General features: G+C 68.5%; 34 protein-coding genes and 1 tRNA gene. 21 read left to right on the top strand and 14 right to left on the bottom strand.

Annotation, left to right across the window (positions count from 1 at the left end):
- Positions 1–56 precede the first annotated feature (56 nt).
- The 3 genes from AB0B58_RS34600 to AB0B58_RS34590 are packed head-to-tail and all read right to left on the bottom strand — an operon-like array spanning position 57 to position 1,753.
- Complete coding sequence (locus AB0B58_RS34600; protein ID WP_360232679.1) at positions 57–341, bottom strand: hypothetical protein; 285 nt, start codon at positions 339–341, stop codon at positions 57–59.
- Complete coding sequence (locus AB0B58_RS34595; RefSeq protein WP_360232676.1) at positions 338–637, bottom strand: hypothetical protein; 300 nt, start codon at positions 635–637, stop codon at positions 338–340. Before AB0B58_RS34595 ends, AB0B58_RS34600 begins: the two co-directional genes overlap by 4 nt.
- Before the next feature lie 21 nt (positions 638–658).
- Positions 659–1,753: a hypothetical protein gene (locus tag AB0B58_RS34590; protein ID WP_360232673.1), complete on the bottom strand. Its 1,095-nt coding sequence runs from the start codon at positions 1,751–1,753 to the stop codon at positions 659–661.
- A gap of 286 nt (positions 1,754–2,039) precedes the next feature.
- On the opposite strand from AB0B58_RS34590, the gene AB0B58_RS34585 reads away from it, so the two are divergent.
- Entirely contained in the window at positions 2,040–2,675 is a 636-nt protein-coding gene (locus AB0B58_RS34585) for a PilZ domain-containing protein (protein WP_360232670.1), read from the top strand.
- 8 nt (positions 2,676–2,683) lie between these two features.
- Here the strand turns inward: AB0B58_RS34585 and AB0B58_RS34580 are convergent, their stop codons facing one another.
- From AB0B58_RS34580 to AB0B58_RS34570, 3 genes are all read right to left on the bottom strand, one after another.
- Positions 2,684–3,013 carry an STAS domain-containing protein gene (locus AB0B58_RS34580; RefSeq protein ID WP_360232667.1) on the bottom strand — a complete coding sequence of 110 codons (330 nt, stop codon included), beginning with the start codon at positions 3,011–3,013 and terminating at the stop codon, positions 2,684–2,686.
- A 95-nt stretch (positions 3,014–3,108) separates the two neighbouring features.
- A complete protein-coding gene (locus tag AB0B58_RS34575; protein ID WP_360232664.1) occupies positions 3,109–3,633 on the bottom strand; it encodes a DUF6886 family protein in 525 nt (174 codons plus the stop codon).
- 105 nt (positions 3,634–3,738) lie between these two features.
- Positions 3,739–3,948 (bottom strand): hypothetical protein, encoded by a 210-nt coding sequence (locus AB0B58_RS34570; protein WP_023562955.1) that lies wholly within the window; start codon positions 3,946–3,948, stop codon positions 3,739–3,741.
- A gap of 1,146 nt (positions 3,949–5,094) precedes the next feature.
- On the opposite strand from AB0B58_RS34570, the gene AB0B58_RS34565 reads away from it, so the two are divergent.
- Positions 5,095–5,508, top strand: a complete 414-nt coding sequence (locus tag AB0B58_RS34565) for a glutaredoxin domain-containing protein (RefSeq protein ID WP_360232661.1) — start codon at positions 5,095–5,097, stop codon at positions 5,506–5,508.
- A gap of 148 nt (positions 5,509–5,656) precedes the next feature.
- On the opposite strand, the gene AB0B58_RS34560 is transcribed toward AB0B58_RS34565, so the two are convergent.
- The 4 genes from AB0B58_RS34560 to AB0B58_RS34545 form a co-directional block, all read right to left on the bottom strand.
- Complete coding sequence (locus AB0B58_RS34560; protein WP_360232658.1) at positions 5,657–5,899, bottom strand: hypothetical protein; 243 nt, start codon at positions 5,897–5,899, stop codon at positions 5,657–5,659.
- 191 nt (positions 5,900–6,090) lie between these two features.
- On the bottom strand, positions 6,091–7,269 hold the full coding sequence (locus AB0B58_RS34555) for a hypothetical protein (protein ID WP_360232655.1): 1,179 nt from the start codon (positions 7,267–7,269) through the stop codon (positions 6,091–6,093).
- 721 nt (positions 7,270–7,990) lie between these two features.
- Entirely contained in the window at positions 7,991–8,533 is a 543-nt protein-coding gene (locus tag AB0B58_RS34550; RefSeq protein ID WP_360232652.1) for an isochorismatase family cysteine hydrolase, read from the bottom strand.
- A 6-nt stretch (positions 8,534–8,539) separates the two neighbouring features.
- The gene (locus tag AB0B58_RS34545; RefSeq protein WP_360232649.1) at positions 8,540–9,706 is read right to left on the bottom strand and encodes a hypothetical protein; all 1,167 of its coding nucleotides are present in this window, start codon (positions 9,704–9,706) and stop codon (positions 8,540–8,542) included.
- A gap of 848 nt (positions 9,707–10,554) precedes the next feature.
- On the opposite strand from AB0B58_RS34545, the gene AB0B58_RS34540 reads away from it, so the two are divergent.
- From AB0B58_RS34540 to AB0B58_RS34455, 18 genes are all read left to right on the top strand, one after another.
- Positions 10,555–10,815 (top strand): DUF6284 family protein, encoded by a 261-nt coding sequence (locus AB0B58_RS34540; RefSeq protein WP_360232646.1) that lies wholly within the window; start codon positions 10,555–10,557, stop codon positions 10,813–10,815.
- On the top strand, positions 10,815–11,183 hold the full coding sequence (locus AB0B58_RS34535; protein WP_360232643.1) for an RRQRL motif-containing zinc-binding protein: 369 nt from the start codon (positions 10,815–10,817) through the stop codon (positions 11,181–11,183). Before AB0B58_RS34540 ends, AB0B58_RS34535 begins: the two co-directional genes overlap by 1 nt.
- Positions 11,180–11,329, top strand: coding sequence for a hypothetical protein (locus AB0B58_RS34530; RefSeq protein WP_360232640.1), 150 nt, complete (start codon positions 11,180–11,182; stop codon positions 11,327–11,329). The genes AB0B58_RS34535 and AB0B58_RS34530 overlap by 4 nt, the downstream gene beginning before the upstream one ends.
- Before the next feature lie 14 nt (positions 11,330–11,343).
- Positions 11,344–12,201 (top strand): ABC transporter permease, encoded by an 858-nt coding sequence (locus AB0B58_RS34525; protein WP_360232777.1) that lies wholly within the window; start codon positions 11,344–11,346, stop codon positions 12,199–12,201.
- Positions 12,202–12,298: 97 nt separating this feature from the next.
- Positions 12,299–12,448 carry a hypothetical protein gene (locus AB0B58_RS34520; protein ID WP_360232637.1) on the top strand — a complete coding sequence of 50 codons (150 nt, stop codon included), beginning with the start codon at positions 12,299–12,301 and terminating at the stop codon, positions 12,446–12,448.
- Positions 12,441–12,578 carry a hypothetical protein gene (locus tag AB0B58_RS34515; RefSeq protein WP_360232634.1) on the top strand — a complete coding sequence of 46 codons (138 nt, stop codon included), beginning with the start codon at positions 12,441–12,443 and terminating at the stop codon, positions 12,576–12,578. Before AB0B58_RS34520 ends, AB0B58_RS34515 begins: the two co-directional genes overlap by 8 nt.
- A gap of 86 nt (positions 12,579–12,664) precedes the next feature.
- A complete protein-coding gene (locus AB0B58_RS34510) occupies positions 12,665–12,826 on the top strand; it encodes a hypothetical protein (protein WP_360232631.1) in 162 nt (53 codons plus the stop codon).
- Positions 12,827–12,832: 6 nt separating this feature from the next.
- Positions 12,833–12,997 carry a hypothetical protein gene (locus tag AB0B58_RS34505; RefSeq protein ID WP_360232628.1) on the top strand — a complete coding sequence of 55 codons (165 nt, stop codon included), beginning with the start codon at positions 12,833–12,835 and terminating at the stop codon, positions 12,995–12,997.
- Complete coding sequence (locus tag AB0B58_RS34500) at positions 12,997–13,149, top strand: hypothetical protein (RefSeq protein WP_360232625.1); 153 nt, start codon at positions 12,997–12,999, stop codon at positions 13,147–13,149. Before AB0B58_RS34505 ends, AB0B58_RS34500 begins: the two co-directional genes overlap by 1 nt.
- Before the next feature lie 100 nt (positions 13,150–13,249).
- On the top strand, positions 13,250–13,591 hold the full coding sequence (locus tag AB0B58_RS34495) for a hypothetical protein (RefSeq protein ID WP_360232622.1): 342 nt from the start codon (positions 13,250–13,252) through the stop codon (positions 13,589–13,591).
- Positions 13,588–13,833, top strand: coding sequence for a hypothetical protein (locus AB0B58_RS34490; RefSeq protein WP_360232619.1), 246 nt, complete (start codon positions 13,588–13,590; stop codon positions 13,831–13,833). The genes AB0B58_RS34495 and AB0B58_RS34490 overlap by 4 nt, the downstream gene beginning before the upstream one ends.
- Positions 13,830–16,034: an FtsK/SpoIIIE domain-containing protein gene (locus AB0B58_RS34485; protein WP_360232616.1), complete on the top strand. Its 2,205-nt coding sequence runs from the start codon at positions 13,830–13,832 to the stop codon at positions 16,032–16,034. Before AB0B58_RS34490 ends, AB0B58_RS34485 begins: the two co-directional genes overlap by 4 nt.
- Before the next feature lie 152 nt (positions 16,035–16,186).
- On the top strand, positions 16,187–16,450 hold the full coding sequence (locus AB0B58_RS34480) for a hypothetical protein (RefSeq protein ID WP_360232613.1): 264 nt from the start codon (positions 16,187–16,189) through the stop codon (positions 16,448–16,450).
- Between the two features lie 23 nt (positions 16,451–16,473).
- Positions 16,474–16,752, top strand: coding sequence for a hypothetical protein (locus AB0B58_RS34475; RefSeq protein ID WP_360232610.1), 279 nt, complete (start codon positions 16,474–16,476; stop codon positions 16,750–16,752).
- A 173-nt stretch (positions 16,753–16,925) separates the two neighbouring features.
- Positions 16,926–17,798 carry a bifunctional DNA primase/polymerase gene (locus AB0B58_RS34470; protein ID WP_360232774.1) on the top strand — a complete coding sequence of 291 codons (873 nt, stop codon included), beginning with the start codon at positions 16,926–16,928 and terminating at the stop codon, positions 17,796–17,798.
- Positions 17,795–19,078 carry a DUF3631 domain-containing protein gene (locus AB0B58_RS34465; protein ID WP_360232607.1) on the top strand — a complete coding sequence of 428 codons (1,284 nt, stop codon included), beginning with the start codon at positions 17,795–17,797 and terminating at the stop codon, positions 19,076–19,078. The genes AB0B58_RS34470 and AB0B58_RS34465 overlap by 4 nt, the downstream gene beginning before the upstream one ends.
- 326 nt (positions 19,079–19,404) lie before the next feature.
- Positions 19,405–19,605 (top strand): helix-turn-helix domain-containing protein, encoded by a 201-nt coding sequence (locus tag AB0B58_RS34460; RefSeq protein ID WP_360232604.1) that lies wholly within the window; start codon positions 19,405–19,407, stop codon positions 19,603–19,605.
- Positions 19,606–19,622: 17 nt separating this feature from the next.
- Complete coding sequence (locus tag AB0B58_RS34455) at positions 19,623–20,879, top strand: site-specific integrase (RefSeq protein ID WP_360232601.1); 1,257 nt, start codon at positions 19,623–19,625, stop codon at positions 20,877–20,879.
- A gap of 86 nt (positions 20,880–20,965) precedes the next feature.
- Here AB0B58_RS34455 and AB0B58_RS34450 read toward each other — a convergent pair.
- Positions 20,966–21,055, bottom strand: a tRNA-Ser gene (locus tag AB0B58_RS34450).
- 109 nt (positions 21,056–21,164) lie between these two features.
- Between AB0B58_RS34450 and deoD the strand changes: the two genes are divergently transcribed.
- Positions 21,165–21,872 carry a purine-nucleoside phosphorylase gene (gene deoD / locus AB0B58_RS34445; RefSeq protein ID WP_360232598.1) on the top strand — a complete coding sequence of 236 codons (708 nt, stop codon included), beginning with the start codon at positions 21,165–21,167 and terminating at the stop codon, positions 21,870–21,872.
- A gap of 9 nt (positions 21,873–21,881) precedes the next feature.
- On the opposite strand, the gene tadA is transcribed toward deoD, so the two are convergent.
- From tadA to AB0B58_RS34430, 3 genes are all read right to left on the bottom strand, one after another.
- A complete protein-coding gene (tadA, locus tag AB0B58_RS34440; RefSeq protein WP_360232595.1) occupies positions 21,882–22,331 on the bottom strand; it encodes a tRNA adenosine(34) deaminase TadA in 450 nt (149 codons plus the stop codon).
- Entirely contained in the window at positions 22,331–22,855 is a 525-nt protein-coding gene (locus AB0B58_RS34435; protein WP_360232592.1) for a tRNA adenosine deaminase-associated protein, read from the bottom strand. Before AB0B58_RS34435 ends, tadA begins: the two co-directional genes overlap by 1 nt.
- Before the next feature lie 99 nt (positions 22,856–22,954).
- Positions 22,955–23,158 (bottom strand): hypothetical protein, encoded by a 204-nt coding sequence (locus AB0B58_RS34430; RefSeq protein ID WP_360232589.1) that lies wholly within the window; start codon positions 23,156–23,158, stop codon positions 22,955–22,957.
- Positions 23,159–23,187: the final 29 nt, after the last annotated feature.

Genomic DNA, 23,187 nt, shown 5'->3' with positions numbered 1-23,187 from the left:
GACGGAGCAGCCGGGGCGGCATCCATGCGAGTAGCCGGGGCGACATCCTCGTACCGTCAGAGGTTGCGGCGGACCAGTGTGACCCCGCAGCCGAGGGCGATGAAGAGTGCCACCGTGCCCATCCGCATCCAGGGGACATCTTGAATCTTGCGGTCAGCGCCGATCGAGACGCTGATACCCACGCAGCTCGCGAACATGATTCCCAGGAAGACCGTGATGGCGCGCTCGGCGCCCGACCACCGCGACCAGAAAGCCCACGCCCCGAGACCGGTGGCGAAGAGCAGCAGTCCCGACAAGATGATGAACGGCGTAGCCAACCGCCAGCGCGTGAAGGCGTTCACCGCTCGTCCCTGTCCGCGTCGTGTTCGGCCGGAGGTTCGGAGCGCAGCCGGGCCGCGTCCCGTTCGTACGTGGCCCGCCGCTCCGACGACATGCGATTGAGTTCGTCCTGGGCACCTTGGAAGGCGGTTGCGAGCCCCTTGCCGTGCCAGCTGTCGCGCGCGGCGGCCTGCAAGGTGGCTTCGCCGTTGAGGACTGTGCGCGCCAAGGAACCCATCGGGTCGTCCTTACCGCGGGCTGCGGCCATGTGGCGCAGGACGGCGCGGGCGAGCGGGTCTTCGGCGATGTCGCCGTTCATGGTCGTGGGTCCTTCCGAGGATCAGTCGACGGCCGGATGCCGGTAGGGCTGCATCGAGGGCAGGTCGCGAACGTCGAGAGCTGCCCTGACGGAGCTGATGGAGCCTCCGATCGCCTTGATCAGGTCTTCGGCGTTGCCATAGCACGTGGAGATCTCTTTGTAGAGGTCGTAGGCCTGCCAGGTGTAATACGCGGCGACACCGTACCCGGCGACGGCACCGACACCGGTCTCGATGAGGGCGGTACCGGCGGCCGCTGACACGTTGATGATGATGAGCAGGTCGATCAGGTCGCTGATCAGGCCACTGACCACGTCAAACAGCTTCTTCGTCGCCTCGGCTGCCTGGTTGTACAGCTGCTTGTACTGACCGCAGGCGCCGTTGAGAGCCATGGCCGCGTTCCCGAGGGCCAGTTGGAACTCCTGCTCGGCCTCGGCGGCGTTGCCCCGCCAGATCGCGGAGACGTCCTGCGCTCCGGAGATCAGGTTGCGGCCGGTGTCCTGTGCGGCACCACCGATGTTGCCCATCGCGACAGCGCAGTGCACGTACGCCTGCCAGTCACCGCTGAATTGCTTCGACCAGCCCTCGAACGGGTCATGGCTGAACAGCCAGATGCTGATCTGCCTAAGCCACGCCGCCGGACTGATCAGGTCGGCCAGTGGGTTGATGGACCACATCTCGATCCCGACCGCGTATTCCGGGTTGCGCAGATGCCCCGCGGGCTCCGCGACGTCCGAGAATCCGACTCGCTCGGCACGTAGGTCGGGCCGGCCCTGCGCCAGGGTCCCGCGGAGATCAGCAGCGTTCCTGGCGCCCGGATACCCGGCATCGAGGCGGACGGCCGCGGCCTGGTCGCTGCGGGCGTAGTCACCCTGCGCGGCGTTGACCTGCGTGCCGGCACCCTGCGCAAGATCGCTGAGCCGGGTCAAGGCCTCGGTGAGGTTGTCGTACGCGACCTGGTGCGGCCCGATCAGCATCATCAGGTAGCCCTCACTGGCCGCGGGCATGTCGCAGTGCCTCTTCGTGTAGTCCAGCGTGTCGCGGGCATCCCCGGAGGCACGCACCAAGAGGTTGTACAGACCGTTGAATCCGCCCACATCGGCGTAGAACTCGCCCATGATCTCCCCGCTAGATCAAAATGCCGCGACGTCGCACCCTAGACAACGGACCCGGGCGCCACAATCCCGCCGCAGCTCAGCGGGCACGAGCGAGACTAAGACCACGAAGCGCCGGGGTCGCTGCCGGAATGTGAAGATGCCGCGGCGGCGCGACGAGACCCGGAGCCGGGCGTTGGAGGGGCAATTGCCGGTTCTGGATCCGGACGTCTGGCCCCATGGCTATCGTTCCCAGTAGGGGAGGTGCCCGCACGCCCGTTTGCAGACGCAACGGTGGGGGGAGGACCAGGTGAGCACTACCCTCGCGGACCTACCCGACATCAACGATCTCGTCGACGTCACGCTCGACTCGCGCGCCGAGCCGCTCGCCGCGGTGATCAGTGCCGTCACCGCCGAAACCGTGTTGCTGCGCGAGCCGATGGATCGTACCGGGCGGATCGTGCGGCCCGAGACCGGCGAGCGCGGTCTGCTCGTCTGGGGTGAGGGCAGCCAGTTGCGGCAGGCGCCCATCGAGGTGCTGGAGACCAACGGAGCTCCGGCACCCACGTGGCTGATCCGCCTGACCGCTCAGGCGGAACGGACCCAGCGACGCTCCTTCGTGCGGGCCAACGTGAGCCTGCCCGTCGTCGTGCGGTACGCCGGCGTCGATCTCGAGATCACCGCCGTCGACCTCAGCGAGGGCGGGATGCGCTGTTACACGGGTTCGGAAATCAACTTCGGCCGAGGGGATTCGGTCGTCGCGGAGTTCACCCCTGGGCGGCCGCTGTCCGCGGAGGCGACGGTGGTCCGCATGCGCCGCGGCGACGGTGAGCGGCCGACCGAGCTCGGGCTCCGGTTCATGGATCTGAAGATGGGCGAGGCGGACGACATCCGCCGGTACGTCTTCCGCCAGCTGCACGAGCAGCGGCGGCGCGGCGCGGAGTGAGCGCCGGGCTACATCTGCGCCGCGGCGATCGCGTCGTCCACCTCGGGGAAGATCGCGAAGTACCTGCTCAGCCCCACGGTCTCCAGTAGCACGGACAGGAACTGGTTGGCACCGGCGAAGCTCAGCCACCCGCCCCGCGCGGTGATGACCTGTTTGGCGGTGATGAAGGCGCTGAGCCCTACGGAGTCGCAGAACTTCAGGTCGGTGAGGTCGACGACGATCCGCGGCACCGGGCGTTCCAGCAGTTCCGCGAGCAGTTCGTGCAGTTGGGTGGCGGTGTGGGCATCGAGCTCGCCGCTCAGGCGCAGCACGGCGACATCGGAACGGGTGTCAGTCACAGTGGCCTGCATTGGACATCACTTTCGTCCTAGTTGAGTGAATTCACAGGCTAGATCAAACCCGGAGGGCGCTAGCGGACAGTTCGTCCGCCGATTCACTTTCGCGGTGCGGCGTTCCGCAGGCGGATCCCGCTGAACTCCAGCGAGCTGGCGACGACCTCGTCCATGAACGCCAACAGGTTCGTGACCAGCCGCAACTGGATGCCCGCGGCCTCGTGCAACGAGAGCAGATCGCCGACCGGCTCCGCCGGCCCGAGCGGTGTCACCGTCTTGGTCGCGACCATCGCGTGTGGTTGCGGCGCGCCGAACGGCTCGAAGGGCGCCGCGTCGAATCGGTACGCGTACAGCCGCACCGACCGCACTGCCAGCAGCCAGCCGTACTCGATGGCATGGACGCGCACGCCGGAGAGCAGGCGGCGGTCGGCTGCCGTGGTCCCGGGGCCGGGCCAGGCGAGCACCCGGGGGCAGTCGCGCGGAAACCAGTACGCGGGCGCCTGCTCGGCGTCGACCGCCCACACGTACGCCTCGGGCTGGCGCGCCGTGGCCGCGACATGCGGCACGAACGTGGTGATGCGCGGGTCCTCGGAGAAGTGCAGGACCTGACCGGGAGGGGGACGCACGACCGAGATTTAGCACATCGGGCCGGACCCCGCGGGGTCCGGCCCGATCGAAATATGTGGCTGGCCGAGAAGTTCAAGCGTGCGGCGCAGCCCGGCTCCTGGCGCCTAGAGCTTGCGCCACTGCCAGCGTGGACCACGCCACGCGTCGGCCAGGATCAGCGCGGACGCCTTTCCCGGACACTGCTGCACCTTGGATTTGCCCTGAGGCCCGCCCATCTGAGCTTCGACCTCCCAGACTTCTCCGTCGGTGCGGACGTAGACATCCCGGCGCGCGAGCCGGATGTCACCATTCCACCAGTGATGCTCAACTCTCACCTGACCAACCTTAGGGCAGACATCGACACCTCTGCGCGAGGCCGTCTTGTGAATCTTTTTCGCCGCCAGGTTAGGACGGGTTGTCCGATCCGGTGGATTCCGGCGCTGCGCCTTGCAAAGACGCGACATATTAGGGCGGCGTGTTAACTGTCACTTTGAGTAATCTTCCCAGGTAACAACGCCGGTCCGCCAGGGACGAAACGGTAGCAACACCCATCTGTCACCTGATCAGCGAATTTGATCATGAAGAAGGGGGCGCGAAATAGTACCGATCCCGGGTTCGGCGTCCGGCCAGACCCGGAAAACTTGACACGGTGCGTGATCGACGACAAAACACGCTTCGTGTAACAGACTGCGCGAACCGGCCGGGCCATGGAAGCCGGCGCGAGGGGGTCCGCACGCCGCCGCCGGCGACCGCCACCCGGCCCGCGGCCCTACCTGTCGGCGAGCGTCACGGACGAGCCGGACGGCAGCCGTGTCCGGCGGGGTTCGCTGGGCCTCAGCCAGGGGAAACCGCGGGCCATCGGAATCGGCGGACCCTGTCGCCGCCGCCGGGGCGCGCCTCCCGACGGATGGCACCGTCACGTCGTCACCGGGGCCGCGCGTGGTGCCGGGGCGCGCCCGCCGGGCGCCCGCCCGAGAAGCCCACCGGAAGCGCGCAACTGGGCGCTCGCAGACTCACCCAGAGTGACGCCGCCGGGCCGGGCGGCGCGGGGGCGCGGCGAGCCTGAGAAATTCACCCATCACGGGCGGGTGACCCCCTCTTTTCGGGTGCGGAATGCGGCGCTGGGCGGCGTTCGGCCCGGATTTCCAGCCCCGAACGAGAACGGCCACGCCGGCGGGCGCCGGGTCGGGTCCGCTGCGCGTCGGCCTCCCGATCTGCGACCCGCTGGTCACGACCGATCACGACCAACCCTCACGGTCAGCTCAACATGCCCGAGGCGGTCAGCCCAACATGCCCGAGGCGGTCAGCGTGCCGAGTACGGCGAGCGCGGCCGCGACGGCCCGAGACCCCACGACCAGCCCGGGCTCGGCCATCACCCCGGAACGACCTCGCCCGGAATCTCCGTCCCTGGCGCGGTGCGATCCGCGACGCGCCATACCGCACAGGCGAAGGCCCGCACAGACTTGGCGTAGCGTCGGCTCATGCTCCGTCGATGGACTCTCGCAGGCGTGGTCCTGCTCGCCGGCGCCGCGGTCGGGATCGCCACCGGCTCCGTGATCCCCGTCGTGGTCTTCGCGGCCCTGGCGGCGTTCGCCTCCCCGCTGATCTTTCCGCGTTCGGTGACGGCGGCCGAGGCCCAGGGCCGAAGCACCGATGACGGCCTGGCCGTCATCTACTGGCGCCCGGGCTGCCCCTTCTGCGTGCGCCTGCGAGCCACCCTCGGCCCCGCCGGCCGCCGGGCACACTGGGTGGACATCTGGCGCGACCCGGAGGCCGCGGCGGCGGTGCGCGCGGTGGCCGACGGCAACGAGACGGTGCCGACGGTCATCCTCGCCGGCGTGCCGCACGTCAACCCCGACCCGCTGTGGCTGCGCAAGCAGCTACTCGCCGGCTGAGCCGATCGCATCCGGCGGCAACCTTCGGCCGGGCCGGCACTCCGGCGCGGTCAAACTCAGCCACGACCTCGGCAGGTCCGTGGCCGCTTCGGGTACAGCCTGTCCGAGAACGACCGCGAGGCGAGAACCGGGACCGAAGGCGACGGCCCTACGGGGTGCGGTCGCTGATGTTGGTCACGCGGTCGTTACCCAGGCAGAAATGGAGAATCACCCCAGCGCCCGGCTTCGACCATGCCGACGGAACACCCTTGCAGACCTGGTCGCCCATGGTCCCGGAGGTGTTGACCCAGGCGGTGAAGCTCAGCAGCAGGCCCGCGAGGAACGCGGCAAGGCCGAGCAGCCGGCGGTTCTGCAGACGGCTCGCTCGAAAGTACGGTTCGGGGCCGTTCACGATGCCTCAGCCTCGAACGTCATCCGAACTCCTTCATCAGCGGCGTGGTTCTGCGAACGGGTACATCGGTCGCGCGGCGCGGCTCTGTAGAAGTTCTGCCGTGGGCCGTCGACGACGCCAGAACATAGCCGATCGATCTTGAAATGACGAAACGCTGCTGCTGGACCCTCCGTTCGCGGCCCCGGTCCGGCCTACGGTTTCGGGAACAGCACCGCCACCGGACTCACATGACCCTTGATATCGCCGTGACCCAGCTGGTGGTCGTCGTTGATGCCCCAGCAGTAGGCCTTGGCGTCGCTGCCGAGCCCGCACGTGTAGCCGCGGCCGGCGGTGATCTGGGTGAAGCTCACTCCGGCGGCCGGCGCGGTCACCGCCACCGGCGTCGACCGGCCCGTGGTGTCGCCGTTCCCCAACTGACCATCGCTGTTGTGACCCCAGCAGTAGGCCTTGGCGTCGCTGCCCAGCCCGCACGTGTGACGGATGCCGGGGCTGATCTGGGTGAAGGTCACCCCGGCGGCCGGGGCGGCCACCGCCACCGGACTCGACCGGTCCCCGGTTTCACCGTTCCCCAACTGGCCGAGGCCGCCGGCGCCCCAGCAGTAGGCCTTGGCGTCGCCGGCCAGCCCGCACGTATTGCTGAAACCGGCGGTGAGTCGGCTGAAGGTCACCCCGGCGCCCGGGGCGGTCACCGCCACCGGACTCGACTGGTCCCTGGTTTCACCGTTCCCCAACTCACCGCTTAGGCCGGAGCCCCAGCAGTAGGCCTTGGCGTCGCTGCCCAGCCCGCACGTATTGCTGAAACCGGCGCTGATCTGGGTGAAGGTCACCCCGGCGGCCGGGGCAGTCACCGCCACCGGAGTCGACCGGTCCCCCAGGCCGCCGTTCCCCAGCGCGCCGTTACTGCCGGAACCCCAGCAGTAGGCCTTGGCGTCGCTGCCCAGCCCGCACGTATGGGCGCTACCAGCGGTGAGCTGGGTGAAGGCCACCCCGGCGGCCGGGGCGGCCACCGCCACCGGCGTCGACCGATCCGTGGTTTCACCGTTCCCCAGCCGACCGCTGTAGCCGGCGCCCCAGCAGTAGGCCTTGGCATCGCTGCCGAGGCCGCAGGTATGGAAACCACCGGTGGCGAGCCGGGTGAAGGTCACCCCGGCGGCCGGGGCGGCCACCGCCACCGGACTCGAATGGCTCGGGGTGTCACCGTTTCCCAGCTGACCGCTGCCGCCGGCGCCCCAGCAGTAGGCGCGGCCGTCTCCGGCGCGCGCACACGCATGGGAATCACCGACGGCCACCTGGGTCACCGAGCCGCCCGCCGGCCGCGCCGCGGCCGGTCCGGCAGTCACCGCCGCCAGCATCGCCAGTGTCCCGACCATCGCGAAAGTTCTTCTCAGCACACAGCAGACACCATCACGACCCACGGACCTCCGATCGTCATCCAAAACGATTCACCTAATCAGGGGCAGTTCGCCGAAAACGCCGCGCCGGCTCGGCGGGGCATCCGCGCCGAGCTGACGAGCCCTTGGGGCGCGGCAGGTTCCTGACGACCACCTCGAGACGGCCGGTCCGCGTGACGAACGCCTGCACGACGCGCGGCGCGCTGGCGCGACCGTGCCGCTCATCCTGGAAATCGCTCAGCCGGTATGGCCAAGCACAACCAGCACATCGCGGGCCGTGCCGGGCTCAGCCGAGAAGCCGGACGCCGCGGTACGTCGGGTCGGCGACGAGCGCGGCCACGACGCGCCAAGCCCGAGACCGAGACCGAGCACAAAAAGGCCCGGCGACTCATCGAGAGTCGCCGGGCTTTTTGCTGCTGGCGGTGGTGAAGGGATTTGAACCCTTGGAGGGCTTGCACCCTCACACGCTTTCGAGGTCTGCCCCCGGCCGTACGGCCCAGTCCGACGACGCCCCCCAGCTGCCATGACAGGCTCGCCCCGCCCGGCTTGGACCTCGCCGAACGCCGATGAACGAGACGAGAACTGAGACGGAAGGCGACAGCGTCGGGCGTACCGCCGGTGCCCTCGTCGGCGTGGCCTGGGCAACGGGACCAAACCTGAAACCGCAGGTCTGCTCGAAGGATGGATCCAGCGGCGCAAGTTAGCTACGGAGGGGCACCACGTCGGCGACCTTGATGACTTGACGAGGACCGATGAATCGGCGCGCGACGAGGAGACCAGCTTCGTGGGCAGCCGTACCCGCGTGACTGGCGGACGCGTCCTCAATGAGCCACGGTGTTAGGTCACGCTCGAATGCGTCTACCGCCGTCTTCAGAACGCAGCTCTCCGTAGCGATACCGCAGGCGTATATGTCAGTCCACTGGTGACTGCGGACCAGATCCTCAAATTCCTCGGTGAACGCGCTGTATATCTTCTTGTCGATGACCGCCGTTGCCTTGGCTGCATACGGCTGCAAATCATTGACGATGTCTACCTCGGGTGAAGACTGAAGCTTGCGCCATTCAAAGAATCGCTCGAACGGGCTGTCAGGGTAATTGAAGTAGCGAGTGAATACTGTATCGAGCCCAGCAGCCTGCCAGCGCGAAACGAGATCCACCATAGCTGGGATAGCGTGGGCGGACTCCCCTCTCACGAAACCGTTCTGCGCATCGACTACAACCAGCACGGGTTTCGACGTCGGCATCTCGCACTATCCCCTGTCCGCCTCGCGTAGCGACTCGATCGCTTGCTCTAGCTTGGGTAGAAGGTCACTTGTGCTCAGGATCGCCTTGCGCATCATCTGATGCTGGCTAATTTCGTGCGCTCTCGATGTTGCCAAACGTGACCGTATCGCCCTGAGGTAACGCCATCCGTATTCCGGAGTGACGTTAGGGTCTTCGCCTCGCTCAACCTCTCGATTGATCGCATCAGCGTATGACCAGGCTGATTGGACGGCCAACTCACAGGCGACTAGCTCAGCCTCAGTGAGGGAACGCTCAGGAGCCAGCGGGTGGTAAACGACCCCAGCCCACGCGGCATAGGCTGCGGAAATCCCTCGCAGACCGAATGGCTCGATCCCCGCATGATTGTAGTTCTCGGCGAGCAGGGACTGTTCGATCATCTCTGCGTGGGCTAGGTGGTTGTCATCTATTGGTCGTTCACGATGAAGCAACACTCCGGGGGTAACGAGGATGCGCAGAGCAGCATCTAGCGCATCACCAGACCATGCCGGCTGTGTTACCCAGTGGGCGCTGAGGACGTAAACGGAGTCCGTATCGAAGGAACCAGCGTCACTCGTTAGCTCCTCTGCCGCCCATGCACTGTTGTCGCTGTACGAGACCCTGCGCCAGGCTGCCAATGCAGCAATGCTGCCCAGTTCCACATCTTCGACTAGGTGGAAGACTGCAACTCCGCAGGGCCAGACATATAGATCGCATTGCCCCTCGGGATGGTCGACCGGTCCGGTGTCGCAATCCGACCATTGGCCTTGCGCTGGTTGCAGCCCACGACGCTCACGTAGTCGCTGCACGCCGGACGTTCCAACGAAGGCAGGCACGAACTTGTGTGACCTCAACGAAAAACGTGGCCGATCAGATTCCCGATGATTCAACTCGCCGAAAAGGTCATGCGGCGTTGCGCCGTAGGCGAGGCAGTAAAGCCGTCGATAGATCAAATCCGTTACCGCGACACGACCGGTTTCGTGCCGGTACATCGCTTTCTCGATCGCTTCGACGGTTGGCGTCTCCTTGATGCCTTCCTCACGGCCCATCCGGTGCAGCTCGCGGGCGGCACGCTTACGCGAATCCCACCCCGCCTCCTTGCGCTTGTTGACCAGCACGAGATTCGGCTTGAGCGACCGCTTGAGGTCAACGGACATGGTGCGTGTCCTCCGTGTCCGATCGTGGGGTCTGCACGGCGGGCGTCATCTTCGGCAGTCTCGGTAGCAGACAACGACGGCCAGGGCGACACGAAGGGCGGGGGGAACCGAGGTGGAACTCATCAGGATGCGGAGGTTCCGCGCCGAGGTCGCTCGGATTGCCAATCTTGTACGGCCTTCGGTCGCCAGACCGGGGACCTACCAAAGTTGCGATCGGGTGCGGGGGCCTGACCTCGGGAAACGTATGAGGCCCAGGTCGCACGACTGATCGGCGCACCCACCGATCGTAAGTACGTAAGAACATCCTCTGTGCTCCACCAGTCGGTGGGCAGCTCCACTGTCTCAGCCATTACTACAAGCCTACGCGGTACCGCCGCTTGCGCGAATACAACGTTGCGTTGTAGCGTGCGATACAGCGCCACGTTGTATTACTCGACCGAAACACAACTCAACAGCGGAGCCCTCACAGGAGAAACCACAGGGCCGCGATGACCCCCAGCACGTGCGGGAAGGCGAGCGGAAGCCGGAGCCGTGTGCAAGGGCGCAAGGGCACGAGCCGTTCTCGTGCCACATCGATCACCCATTCCCGCAGGTCAGGGCGGCCGTACTCGTTGTGCCGGCCGCCCTGATCTGCCCTGCATAGGAGACCTGATTGCCGTGGCTTCTCTCGCTTCTGTGGTTCGCCTGTCGGTCCGCCAGAGCGCCGTCTGGCGCCGGTGCACCGCCTGTACCGCCCTGGCGCCGCTCGCGCCGGACACCACGGTCTGCCGTGACTGCTCCACCCGCGCGCCGAATTCGCAGCGCCGCGCCGCTCGCGCCGCTTGACCGACGACTGAACGGACACCTTGATGCGCTCCCACAACCTCACCGACCTGCCGGACCCGACCGCCGCCGACCTGGCCGCGATCGAGACCGAGGAACCGCTGATCAGCGCCGAACTTGCCTGGCTCGCCGCCGAGATCTCCATCCTCGACAGTGACGAGCGCGGCGGACCCAGCGACCTCGACCGGCGCCGCCTTCGGCGCGCTGAGGCCCGCGTGATCCGCGAGACCTTCGCCTACATCGCCGCTCGCCGCGCCTGCGGCACGGAGCTTGACCGGGCCGCCTGATGGCCCGCATCCGCGCCCCGTTTCACGACCCGGACGGCGCCCGGTACGGCATCCCCACCTACTGGTGGCAGGGTGCTCCGCCCGGCTATGCCACCCGCCGTCAACTGCGTGAACGCGGTCTCTGCCCTGGCGGTCAGCCGATCGCCGCTCAGATCTTGTGGCGCGGCGTCGGTGGTGTCCGCGCCGCCTACCTCTACCGGCTCGACCTGGCCCGGCCGAAGCGCACCGCCACCCCGGCGGTGCGGGCCGCGCTCGCCAAGGCGATGCGCGCTCGCCGCACCTGCCCCGCCTGCCGCCATGTGCGGCCGTACTGCATCCCGCGCTCGCTCGGCGAGTGCCTGACCTGTCACCCGGAAGGACCCCGATGAACCTGCGCAAGTTCGCCGGTCTCGCCGCCCTGGCGTTCGCCGCGTTCTACGCGATCACGAACCCGACCGAGGCCGCCCATGCCATCCACACCATTGCGTCGGGCATCGGTTCGTTCGCATCCGCTCTCGCCGAGGGAGGCAACTGATGACCGCCGCCACGATGACCCGGACCGCACGTAGCGCCTTCCCGACCTCGGTGGAGGAGCTGACCCCGCTGGCCCGCGACTACGCCGCCGAGCTCGGCACGACGCCGAGCCGCAACCAGCTCATGAAGCGGTTCAAGGTCGGTGCTACCAAGGCAAAGGCCCTGCTCGCCGCCCTGGCCGTCATCGACGTGCCGGCCGAACCGGAGCGGCCCGCACTGCGGCCGATCGTCTTTCTGAAAGACGAGGCACAGAAGTACGCCGCCGCGTTTCCTCCTGTGGCGGCTCCGGTCGAGCCGGACGATGACGCCGAGCCTGCGCCGCTGGTCTTCACCGACACCCGCGGCTCGGAGTTCGCTGACCTTGCCAAGCTGGTCCCGCCCGACCCCGCCGTGACCTCGGAACCCGAGAGCGCCGACGACACCGCCCCGGCCGCCGAAAATGCCGCGCCGGTCCGGCGTCCGGTGACGTGGCCCGTGTTGATCCTGTGCCTGCCCGCGTTCGTCGCGATCTGGGCCGGGTGGGTCGAGATGGGCCGCCTGACCGGCTTCGGCAGGGTCACGCTGTTGCCCGGCATCACCGATTTCCAGATCGACACCGCGATCACCCTGCCGATCGGTGTCGAGACGTACGCCGCATACGCGCTGTGGGTGTGGCTGTCCGGCCGCGTGGTCGGCGACGCCCGAGCGTTCGCGAAATGGTCCGCGATCGGCTCGCTAGCACTCGGCGCGCTCGGCCAGGTCGCCTACCACCTGATGGCCGCCGCCGGATGGACCTCAGCGCCGTGGCCGATCACCGCCGCCGTGGCCTGCATCCCGGTCGCCGTGCTCGGCATGGGTGCCGCCCTTGCGCACCTGATGCACCAGAACCACTGATTACGCCCGGCGGCACAGCTCCTACCGCCAAGCAAGCGCTGTGCCGCCGGTCAACCGCCCGTTCAGTCGCAAGACCTCACAGGAGGAGGGCCCCATTATGGCCGCTCGCAAGTTGGTGCCTGTCACGTACTCGCAGTGTGGGCACACCGACATGGTGCCGCAGGGCACCCGCCCGCCGCGCTGCTCGCGTGGCTGCGACTCGCTGCGACCGCAGCACGGCAAGGGCTGGGGCAAGGGCCGTGGCTGACCTAAAGGGTTGCCGGGCCGGGAAGACCCCGCCGCCCGAGGGGCTCGCCCGGCGTCTGGCCGAGCGTGAAGCCGCCCGCGTCAACCTGCACCGCCAGGCCACCGACCGGCTCAAGAGCCGCCACGGCTGACCACCACTGTGCGGAATCCGTTGCACAGCAACGGGTTCCGTGCGGTGGCCGCCAGACCGGCGAGCCAAGACAGGAGATCACCAGCTATGGGCAGCAAGTACGAACTGCGGCGCACCTTCAGCGACGGCAAGAGCCGCCAGGTCGCCACCTGCGACGACCCGAACAAGCTGCGCGAGCGCGAACAGGAGATGCGCACGCGCCGCGTCACCGGATCGTCCACCTCCTACTCCGTGCGCAAGAAGGGCTGACCGGACATGGCACGCAGAAAGACCTACGGACACGACTTCGACAGCAAGGGCCGCCCGGTGGTGACCGACCAGACGTTCAACCCGCGTAAGGGCTCCCTGGACTTCGAGGGGACCTCCAAGCGGCGGTTCGGTCTCGGCGACTCGATCCGCACCCTGCGGGCAGGCCGCTGATGGCCAAGCGCGTACCGGACACGATCACCGACCGGCGGTGGGCCGCCCTCGGCCGCCGCGCGGAGAAGGTCGCACCGCCGCTGTTCAGCGACGAAGCCGTCCGCCGCAGGCTGGCCGCGTCTGCGCAGAAGCGCAAGGCAGACCAGAGCTGACTACGCCCGGAGCGCGACCTCACGGTTTCGCAGGCCCCTTGGCCGCGCTCCGGCCCCCACCCCGCAAGACCCTTTTCAGACCTCACGGGAGAGACCCCTGATGTTGCCATCCCTGCACACCGACGACCTGCATGCCGACGAACTGGCCGACCGAATCGCCGATCTGATCGCCGAGCTGGGTGACACCCCGGACGCGATCGCCCACCACCTCGCCGAAGCCGGAGTGACCGGCCGCCGCGCCGACGCGACGTGCTGCCCCGTCGCGAACTACCTGCGACGAGCCGAGCCCTGCATCACCGACGTGGATGTGTACGGCGACACGATCGACGCCTGGACCGTCACCGGCGTGTTGGCCCACGTGCTCGCCCCCGACGAGATCCACGAGTTCGTGACCCTGTTCGACACCCAGCGATACCCGCACCTGATCGGGGCCGCACGGTGAGCCGCGACGGCGGGCAGTGCCCGCAGTGCCCGGCGCTGCGCCGACAGAACGCCGAGCTGCTGCACCGCATCGACTTCCTGCGCGCCCTGCTCGCGCAGCTCGTCGGCGGCATCCGCTCAACGATCACGTTCATCGAAACGGAGCAGGAAACCCCGAGCGGGCCCCCGCGCCGGGTGCCCGCCGCGATCCACCAGCGGCTGACCTACATCGCCGAGCAGTCCGAAGGGAAGCGCATCCGATGACCACCACCCCCACCCCTAACCCGACCGGTACGCCCGACAACGAAGAACCGGGCCGCTACCTGCGCCTGGTGCCCGGTGGACTCGCCGAGCCGGACACCGCGATCGAGCCCGCAGGGCCGGGCGCCGACCTGAAACCCGGCGACGACGCCGAGGTGCTGCACGTCGGCGAGGTCATCGAGGGCGTGCCCGTCGACGCCGACGACGTACCGCTGACCACCACGTGGGCGACCATCACCACCCGCCCCCGGGTGCCGATCATCCCGGCCTGGATGCGGTCGAAGTTCGAGTTCCGTGCCCGGGTCCGCGTGGCCGCTGACCTCGCCGGATACACGTTCCTGTTCTACCTGACCCGCGCCCCGAAGTACGCCGCCAAGACCGCCTGGTATGCGCCGCAAGGCGCGTGGCGCACGGTGGGCCGGATCATCCACTGGGCCAGCGCGGAGGAGGGCAACTGGAACCTGCGCCAGCACGCCGCCACCTCCAATGACGCCTACACCTGGCAGGCGCTCAACCGCACCCGGTCCAAGGAGGCCCGGGGTCGGTGGTGGCTGGTCATCCCCGCAACCGTGGTCCTGGCGGTCACGCTCATGGTGCTCGCCGCCACCGACGCCGTACCCGGCTGGGGATGGTGGGCGGCCCTGGCCGGCCTGACCGTGCTGATGGCCCGGATCGGCCGGCCGATCGACACCCCGATCGTTGACCGGGTGTCCAACGGCCCGAAGTTCACCAAGCTGACCGCCGAGATGGTCCGCTCCGCGTTCTCCAACCTCGGCATGAGCCGGATGAAGGACCCCGCGTCCATCGCGTTCAAGCACCCCGGTATCCACCGTGACGGGCCGGGCTGGCTGGCCCGTATCGACCTGCCCGAGGGCATGGAAGCGGTCAAGGTGCTGGAGAAGCGCGACGCCCTCTCCAGTGCGCTGCGGCTGCCGGTCGATCAGGTGTGGCCGACCGCCGGACCGGACCACGCTGGACAGGTCGATCTGTGGGTGGGCTACAAGCCCGCCTCGCAGATGGGCAAGCCGCGCTGGTCGCTGACCGACGAGTCCGCCCGCACGAACTACTTCGAGCTGACCGAGTTCGGCTACGACCAGCGGCAACGGCCGATCAAGGCCAAGGGCTTCGGCATGAACTACCTGATCGGCGGACGGCCAGGCTCCGGCAAGTCCTTCGCCGGGCGGTCGCTGGTCACGATGTTCCTGCTCGATCCCACCGTGGAAATGAAGATTGCTGAGTACAAGGGCACCGGTGACTTCCTCGACATGGAACCGCTGTGCTCCACCTACGTCTGCGGACTGTCCGATGAGGACATGGCCGCTGGCCTCGCCATCCTCAACTGGGGCCTGGCCGAGGCCGAACGGCGCGGCAAGCGCATCAAGGACGCCTACGTGCGCGGCGAGGCACCTGAGCGCAAGGTTACGCCGGAGCTGGCCGCCAAGCCCGGATCGGGCTTGCATCCGATCGTCATCGTCATTGACGAGGCGCACGAGCTGTTCGGCGACTCCACTGTGGGCAAGGAAGCCGGACTGGCCGCCGAACGCCTCGCCAAGCGCGGCCGAGCCCTCGCGATCACGCTGATCATCATCACGCAGATCCCGGACAAGGACAGCCTGCCCACGGGCATTACCCGCAACATCGGCATCCGATGGTGCCTCGCCGTCCCGGATCAGGTCGCCAACGACATGATCCTCGGCACCGGCGCCTACAAGCGGGGCATCACCGGCACCATCTACCGCCCCGACATCGACGCCGGATGGGGAGTGCTGACCGGTCTGTCCGAGCCGGTCAGCGTGCGCAACCACTTCCCGACCAAGGAGCAGGCCGCCGCGATCATCGGCCGCGCCACCACCCTGCGGCGCGGCACCGTGATCGGCAAGGACAGCCTCCCGGCCGCCCGGGACCTGCTCGCCGACCTGCTGGAAGTGGCCGCCGCCAACGGCCAGCACTGGGACACCGCCGCTCAGGCGCTGACCCAGCGGTGGCCCGAGGCGTACCCCGCGATGACCCAAGACGCCCTGTCCGAGCTGGCCCGCGCGCTGGGCCTCGCCTCGCTCGGCGTCAAGGTCGCTGGCCGCAACCGCAACGGCTACAAGACCGCCGAGCTGCGCCAGCTGATCGCCGACCGCGACGCCGCCGCCAACGCCGACGACGGCCCGGACGGCGAGGTCGAGCCGGACACCGATTCATCTACGCAGAGTTAGGTAGCGGCTGAGGTAGGGGCAGAGCACTAGGTAGAGCCAGCTCTACCCCTGCCCCTACCTCCCCACCGGAACTACTGCCTGCGACGACTTTCCGCAGGTAGTAGGTAGACCCATGCCGAAAACAGGCCCGAAAACGCCTCTGGAGGCACTTCGTGACACCCCTGCTCGCCACTACCGCCCTGATCACCGGTTACGCACTGTTGTGCTGGGCGCTGCCGTTCGGCCGCTGCTGGCGGTGCAAGAAGACCGGCAGCCACCCCCGCCTAATCACCCGCCGCCTGACCACCTGCCGCCGCTGCAAAGGCTCCGGCCTCCGGCTGCGCCACGGCCGGGCCGCCTTCAACTACCTCGCCCGCATCCACGCCGACGCCACCGCCCGCCGCCGCGCCAACCAGCCGACCGCAGGCACCCGATGACCGCCACGCCGAAGGGAACCGTCGTGAGCCTGCTCGACCGCATCGCCGACCGCATCCACGCCCGCACCGACGCCACCGCCGAAGCCCACGGGCTGACGGTCACCCGCCTGCCCGGAGGCCGCCGCCGCATCGGCCACCCCGACCTACCCGCGCTCCTGGAGGCGCGCCGCAACCGCGCCCTCACCCACGGCCTGGACGCCACCGACCACACCCTCATGGACCCGGCCACCCGCGCCGCCCTGAACGCCACCCGCGCGGCGATGACCAACACCAACACGGACCGGCTACGCCGGGCTGCCTGATGAACCCCGCCACCGCAGCGTGCGGGCACTGGATCGGCGGCGAAGCACGCGTCTGCCTCGCCACCGACCGGGTGCGCCGCTATCTGACCGGGCCGCGCTGCCCCGCGCACACCCCGGCCGCGCTGGTCGGGCGACCCGAACCGCCGTCCGCCTCGCTCACCCAGGAGTCACCCATGACCGACTCTGGCCCGATGCTGGTCGCCGCGCTCGCACTGGCCGCCGAGGGCTACCCCGTGTTCCTGCTCGGCCGTTCCAAACGACCCGTCGCGAACTGCCCGGCCTGCCCCAAGGTCGACACCAACCACGATCCGGCCACGTGCGGTCACCTGACCTGTCACGGCTTCTACGCCGCCACCCGCGACCCCGACCGCATCACCGCCATGCACGCCGCTGTCGCGCGTGGGCTGCTCGCCATCCGCACCGGGCAGTTGTGCGACCTGGCCGTGGTGGACATCGACCCCCGCAACGGCGGCCGGGTGCTCCCCGAGCTGATGCCGCCAACGCGGTGCGTACGCACCGGTTCCGGCGGCTGGCACCTGTACTACCGCCACCCCGGCGGCACCCTAGCCGCCAAGCTGCATGGCCACCCCGGCATCGACATCAAGGCCGATGGCGGCTACGTCGTCGCCCCGCCGTCCATCCACCCCGGCACCGGACAGCCGTACCGGAGGGTGGGGGACCGGCCTGTCAATGAGATGCCCCCGCCGCTGGTCGCGGTGTGCCGGCCGATCGCACCGCCCGACGCCCCGGCCGCCACCGTCACCCCGCTCACGCCGGGGCGGGGCATCTCATCCCCGGCCGCCCTGCTCGCTGCGCACCTCGATGCGGTCGCCCGCGCCCCGGAAGGCCGCCGCCGCAACGTCCTGTACGGCGCGGCCCGAGGTGTCGCCCGGATGGTCGCCGCCGGAGCCCTCACCGCCCCCGACGCCCACGCCGCGCTGTACGCCGCCGGACGCCAAGCAGGCCAAAGCGACCGCGACACCCGGGCCGCCATCACCGGCGGATTCCACGCGGAATCCGTTGCCACCGAAGGGATCGCCGCATGACAAAGCCACACCGGGCCATCGAGGGCACCGCAATCCTCGACCGGCTCCACGACACGCTCACCCGCTACGTCGTGCTTCCCTCACCCGAATCCGTGGACGGGGTGATCCTGTGGATCGCCGCCAGCCACGCCCAACCGGCATGGGCGCACGCGCCGCGCCTGGTCATCCGGGCACCCGAGAAGAAGTGCGGCAAGTCCCGGCTGCTCGACATCGTGGAAGGCACCTGCCACAACCCGCTCATCACCGTCAACGCGTCCCCGGCCGCCGTCTATCGCTCGATCGGCACCGAGGACCCGCCGACCATCCTGCTCGATGAGGCCGACACCATCTTCGGTGGCAAGCAGGCCGAGGCCAACGAGGATCTACGCGGCCTGCTCAACGCCGGTCACCAGCGCAACCGGCCCACCATCCGCTACGACAGCAACACCAAACGCGTCGAGAAGATCGCCACGTTCGCCATGGCCGCCCTCGCGGGTATCGGGCAGATGCCCGACACCATCGAAGACCGCGCGGTGGTCATCCGGATGCGCCGCCGCGCTCCCGGCGAGAAGGTCGCACCGTACCGGCAGCGCCGCGACGGCCCGGGACTGCGCCAGCTCGCCAACGACCTCAGCCAGTGGATCCGTGGTCACCTGCCCGCGCTCGAACACGCCGAGCCGACCATGCCGCTCGAAGACCGGGCCGCCGACACGTGGGAGCCACTCATCGCGGTCGCCGACCTCGCCGGAGGTGAGTGGCCCGACCGGGGACGGCACGCCGCCGAAGCCCTCACCGCCGAACGTGACGGGCACACCGTCACCTCCGACCGCATCCGACTGCTGACCGACTGCCGCGCCGCGTTCGGCACACACGACGCCATCCCCACCGCCGTGCTCCTCGACCGGCTCAAAGCCGACCCGGAAGCACCATGGGCCGAGTACGGCGGCACCGGCCTGACCGCCATGCGGCTCGGCACGCTGCTCCGCGAGTACGACATCACCTCCGGCAACATCCGCTTCACGACCGGACAAGCCAAGGGCTACCAACGCGGCGACTTCGCCGACGCCTGGCACCGCTACTGCCCGGAAGGGGAGCCGTCCCAGCCGTCCCAGCCGTCCCCGCCCAGCTCAACCCCGGGACGGCTTGCCACGGTGGTACGGCTCAAGCCGTCCCAACCCACCCTTGACGACGAGATGCCCCCCGCGCCCGAAAGCGGAACTGGCCGGCGCATACACCCCGAAGGTGCAACGCCGACCAGCAACAGCGACCTTACGCCGCAAGCCGCCACTGGGACGGCTTGAGCCGTCCCACGCGAAAAGCCGTCCCAGCCCTGACCTGCATTGGGACGACTGGGACGGCTGGGACGGCTACCCCGCCCGCCCGGGACATCGCCACCGGGCGACCGCCAGAACGGCCCGCTGAGAGCCACGCAGACACGTCGGTGCATCCCTTCATCCCGACCATGCTCCGATCTTGGCCCTGCGGCGCTCACGGCGGGCCGTTCTAAGCACCTGTGCGCCGCCGCCACCCGCACCCATCCCCCGAGGCCAATCACGCACGAAAGGCCCGCAGAAGCGCTATGGATGCCCACCACGCCGTCACCAGCATCAATCACGGGGAGAGCGACATGGAAACCGACGTTGTTTTGACCATCGAGGAAGCGGCCCGCCGCCTGCGGATCGGGCGCACCAACATGTACGCCCTCGTGATGTCCGGCGAGGTGCAATCCGTGACCATCGGCCGACTTCGCCGGGTGCCCGTTCGCTGCCTGACCGAATACATCGACAACTTGCTTGCCGGACCTACCGACATCCGCCAGGCCGCCTGAGAGAGGACTACCACGAAATGGGACGTAGACCGAATGGCGCATCGACCACTTACAAAGGCTCCGATGGCGACTGGCACGGCCGGGTAACCGTCGGAGTGAAGGACAACGGCAAGCCGGACCGCCGACACGTTCAATCCAAGAGCGAAGCCGAGGTCATCCGCCGCGTGCGAGCGCTGGAGAAAGAACGAGACAGCGGAACGGTACGGAAGCCGGGACAGCGGTGGACCGTAGAGAAGTGGCTGACGCACTGGGTGGAGAACATCGCCGCGCCCGCCGTCCGAGACAACACCATCGCGGGCTACCGCGTCGCGGTCAACAAGCACCTGATCCCGGGCGTGGGCGGGCACCGGCTCGACCGGTTGGAGCCTGAGCACCTGGAGAAGCTGTACGGCCGAATGCAGGCCAACGGCAGCGCACCGGCGACCGCTCATCAGGCGCATCGGACTATTCGCACGGCACTCAATGAAGCGATGCGGCGGGGGCATCTCGTTAGGAACCCCGCATCATTAGCGAAAGCGCCGCGATTGGGGGAGGACGAAGTGGAGCCCTATTCCGTCGACGAGGTAAAGCACCTACTGGACGAAGCGTTGACTCGGCGCAATAGCGCACGATGGGCAGTAGCGCTCTCGCTCGGATTGCGACAAAGCGAAGCGCTCGGACTGAAATGGTCGGACCTCGACCTTGATAAAGGCACGTTGACAGTGCGGCGGGGACGGCAACGGCCACGATGGCGGCACGGTTGCCATGACACGTGCGGCAAGAAGTTCGGCGGTCACTGCCCGGATCGGGTGCCCCTGCGCAAAGAGGCAGCCGAGACGAAATCGCGCGCGGGTCGGCGCACAATCGGATTGCCGGATGCCCTCGTGGCGCTACTGCGGAAGCATCAGGTAGAGCAGGCTGCAGAGCGCCTGACCGCCGCGCAATTGTGGAAGGAGGGCGGCTGGCTGTTCACTACGCCGACCGGCGAGCCGGTCAACCCGCGTACCGACTACACCGACTGGAAGCGACTACTCGTGCGAGCCGGGCTGCGTGATGGTCGGTTGCACGACGCCCGGCACACTGCCGCGACTGTGCTGCTGTTGCTCGGCGTACCGGAACGGGCCGTGATCGGCATCATGGGCTGGTCCAACGGCTCGATGGCAATGCGGTACCAGCACCTCACCGCCCAGGTACGAGACGACATCGCGAAGCGCGTCGACGGGCTTCTGTGGGCCGTTGACGACGCCCAGGGCGACGACGATGACGGCACGTCAGGAGCGCTTGTACGGGCCTGAACTGGGCCGAACTGAGACGGCAACTGAGACGATTGATCTTGAAACGACGGAACGCCCGGCGGACTGCCGGGCGTTTCGCCTGCTGCTGGCGGTGGTGAAGGGATTTGAACCCTTGGAGGGCTTGCACCCTCACACGCTTTCGAGGCGTGCTCCTTAGGCCGCTCGGACACACCACCGCGAAGTAGGTTACCCGACGCCTGACGGGCCCCGTCGCCGGGTCGCCTTCCCGCGGCGAACCTTGAGGTCACCGCGCCTTCGGCCGGGTCGCCTGGCAGGATCTTGTTCATGAGTGTGCACATCGGCGCGCAGCCGGGCGACATTGCCGAGCGGGTTCTTCTGCCGGGGGATCCGATGCGGGCGAAGTGGATCGCCGAGACGTTCCTGAAGGATCCCGTCTGTTACACGCAGGTGCGGGGCATGCTGGGTTTCACCGGCACCTGGCAGGGCGTGCCCGTCTCCGTGCAGGGTTCCGGCATGGGTATGCCATCGGCCTCGATCTACACCCACGAACTGATCAACGAGTACGGCGCCAAGTCGCTGATCCGGATCGGTTCCTGCGGGGCGCTCGCCGAGGACCTCCAGCTCGGTGATGTCATCGCCGCCATCGGGTCCGCCACCGACTCGAACATGAACCGGGTGCGGTTCGACGGGCTCATCGACTACGCGCCCGTCGCGGACTTCTCGCTGCTGCGTACCGCGGCCGATGTCGCCGAGCGGCGGGGGATCGCGCTGCGGGTCGGTCCGATCCTCGCCGCGGACGCGTTCTACACCGACCGGCCCGACCTCTACGACACGCTCTGCGACTACGGCGTGCTCGCCGTCGAGATGGAGTCCGCCGCCATCTACACGATCGCGGCCCGCTACCGCGCCAAGGCGCTGACCATTCTGACGGTCAGCGACCACATCAAGCGCGGCGAGAAGATGGACTCCGCGCAGCGCGAGCAGGGCTTCTCCGACATGGTGCAGATCGGCCTGGACACCGCGATCAGCTAGTCACCGCGATCAGCTATGCCGGAAGAACGTGCGCAGCATCGCCGCGCACTCGTCCTCCAGGATGCCCGCGTAGACCTCTGGGCGGTGGTTCAGGCGCCGGTCCCGGACCACGTCCCAGAGGGAGCCCACCGCGCCCGTCTTCGGCTCCCAGGCCCCGAAGACGAGCCGGGACACCCGGGCCAGCACCAGCGCTCCGGCGCACATCGTGCACGGCTCCAGCGTCACCACCAGGGTGCAGCCCTCGAGCCGCCAGCTTCCGGTGAGCACGGCGGCCCGGCGCAGCGCGATGATCTCCGCGTGTGCGGTCGGGTCGCCGTTCAGCTCGCGCTCGTTGCCGGCCGCGGCCAGTTCCTCGCCGTCGGGGTCATAGACGACGGCGCCGACCGGCACGTCCTCCGACGACGCGGATGCGACGGACAACGCCCGCCGCATCCACTGCTCGTGCTTGGGACGCAGCATCAGGCCTCGCGGAGCTCTTCCATCTCGTCGCCGCAGCCCAGTTTCTGGCAGATCTCCGCGGTCACATCCGCCGGCAGCATGCCTTCCAACCCGCACAGCGTCAGCAGCCGGTGCGAGCTCACCCCGAGATCGGTCAGGATCTCGACGTCGCCCACCGGGTCGGCGTCGGGGTCCGCGGCCGGCCGGTCCTCCTCGTCGTCGTCCGAGCCGGGCCTGGGCGCCGCGAGGTCGTCCAGTTCGAGCGCCGGCGTCTCGATGTCGGCGAGCAGCAGCGCGCCGAGCCGCGACTCGTCGGCGTACGCCGAGTCGGAGCCGAACACGCGCAGGTCCTCGCCCTCGTCCAGGCGCAGTATCACCAGGTACTGATCGTCGGCCTCGACGAAGAGCAGCGACAGCTCTGCGTCCGGCTCGGCGTCGCGAAGCCGGTCCACGACCTCGTCGAGGTCGGCGATGCCGGTGAGCTCCAGCTCCGACGCCGTCCACCCGTTCTTGCCCCGGACGACGGCGGCAGCGAAAATCGACACGAATCCCCCCACGGAACTGTGGTCCTCAGCGCCTGACGGTAGCCGTTGGCGCGGCGCAAGTGCAGCGCCACGCCCCGAAGGAGGCCAAAGCTGAAAAACTCAGTTCGCGTGGCGGCGGCGGTTCGCGATCAACTCGCGGAGCCGGGCACCGCGCAGGCGCTGGGGCTGGCTGTGCTCGCGGGCCGACTTCGCATCGGCCAGTGCGACCAGAAGCTCGAGGCGGCGACGGCGACGATCCGGGTCGAGCCGCTGCGGTACGTGGGCCATGAGGCCGAGCGTGCCCAGCCGCACGACGTTCGTCAAGGCCGAGTGCGCTGCGCCACCATAGACAC

This window comes from Actinoplanes sp. NPDC049118 (assembly GCF_040648555.1).
GTDB lineage: Bacteria > Actinomycetota > Actinomycetes > Mycobacteriales > Micromonosporaceae > Actinoplanes.
This window is presented reverse-complemented; position numbering and strand designations above follow the sequence as displayed.

Excerpts from the sequence above, each read along its gene's own strand:
- AB0B58_RS34540 (WP_360232646.1), top strand. The coding sequence starts at position 10,555 with ATGCGCTCCCACAACCTCACCGACCTGCCGGACCCGACCGCCGCCGAC.
- AB0B58_RS34470 (WP_360232774.1), top strand. The coding sequence starts at position 16,926 with ATGACCGACTCTGGCCCGATGCTGGTCGCCGCGCTCGCACTGGCCGCC.
- AB0B58_RS34485 (WP_360232616.1), top strand. The coding sequence starts at position 13,830 with ATGACCACCACCCCCACCCCTAACCCGACCGGTACGCCCGACAACGAA.
- AB0B58_RS34550 (WP_360232652.1), bottom strand. The coding sequence starts at position 8,533 with ATGCCGACGTCGAAACCCGTGCTGGTTGTAGTCGATGCGCAGAACGGT.
- AB0B58_RS34565 (WP_360232661.1), top strand. The coding sequence starts at position 5,095 with ATGCTCCGTCGATGGACTCTCGCAGGCGTGGTCCTGCTCGCCGGCGCC.
- AB0B58_RS34495 (WP_360232622.1), top strand. The coding sequence starts at position 13,250 with ATGTTGCCATCCCTGCACACCGACGACCTGCATGCCGACGAACTGGCC.
- AB0B58_RS34525 (WP_360232777.1), top strand. The coding sequence starts at position 11,344 with ATGACCCGGACCGCACGTAGCGCCTTCCCGACCTCGGTGGAGGAGCTG.
- AB0B58_RS34535 (WP_360232643.1), top strand. The coding sequence starts at position 10,815 with ATGGCCCGCATCCGCGCCCCGTTTCACGACCCGGACGGCGCCCGGTAC.
- AB0B58_RS34460 (WP_360232604.1), top strand. The coding sequence starts at position 19,405 with ATGGAAACCGACGTTGTTTTGACCATCGAGGAAGCGGCCCGCCGCCTG.
- deoD (WP_360232598.1), top strand. The coding sequence starts at position 21,165 with ATGAGTGTGCACATCGGCGCGCAGCCGGGCGACATTGCCGAGCGGGTT.
- AB0B58_RS34555 (WP_360232655.1), bottom strand. The coding sequence starts at position 7,269 with ATGGTCGGGACACTGGCGATGCTGGCGGCGGTGACTGCCGGACCGGCC.
- AB0B58_RS34545 (WP_360232649.1), bottom strand. The coding sequence starts at position 9,706 with ATGTCCGTTGACCTCAAGCGGTCGCTCAAGCCGAATCTCGTGCTGGTC.
- AB0B58_RS34465 (WP_360232607.1), top strand. The coding sequence starts at position 17,795 with ATGACAAAGCCACACCGGGCCATCGAGGGCACCGCAATCCTCGACCGG.
- AB0B58_RS34455 (WP_360232601.1), top strand. The coding sequence starts at position 19,623 with ATGGGACGTAGACCGAATGGCGCATCGACCACTTACAAAGGCTCCGAT.
- tadA (WP_360232595.1), bottom strand. The coding sequence starts at position 22,331 with ATGCTGCGTCCCAAGCACGAGCAGTGGATGCGGCGGGCGTTGTCCGTC.
- AB0B58_RS34505 (WP_360232628.1), top strand. The coding sequence starts at position 12,833 with ATGGCACGCAGAAAGACCTACGGACACGACTTCGACAGCAAGGGCCGC.
- AB0B58_RS34595 (WP_360232676.1), bottom strand. The coding sequence starts at position 637 with ATGAACGGCGACATCGCCGAAGACCCGCTCGCCCGCGCCGTCCTGCGC.
- AB0B58_RS34590 (WP_360232673.1), bottom strand. The coding sequence starts at position 1,753 with ATGGGCGAGTTCTACGCCGATGTGGGCGGATTCAACGGTCTGTACAAC.
- AB0B58_RS34520 (WP_360232637.1), top strand. The coding sequence starts at position 12,299 with ATGGCCGCTCGCAAGTTGGTGCCTGTCACGTACTCGCAGTGTGGGCAC.
- AB0B58_RS34510 (WP_360232631.1), top strand. The coding sequence starts at position 12,665 with ATGGGCAGCAAGTACGAACTGCGGCGCACCTTCAGCGACGGCAAGAGC.
- AB0B58_RS34530 (WP_360232640.1), top strand. The coding sequence starts at position 11,180 with ATGAACCTGCGCAAGTTCGCCGGTCTCGCCGCCCTGGCGTTCGCCGCG.
- AB0B58_RS34500 (WP_360232625.1), top strand. The coding sequence starts at position 12,997 with ATGGCCAAGCGCGTACCGGACACGATCACCGACCGGCGGTGGGCCGCC.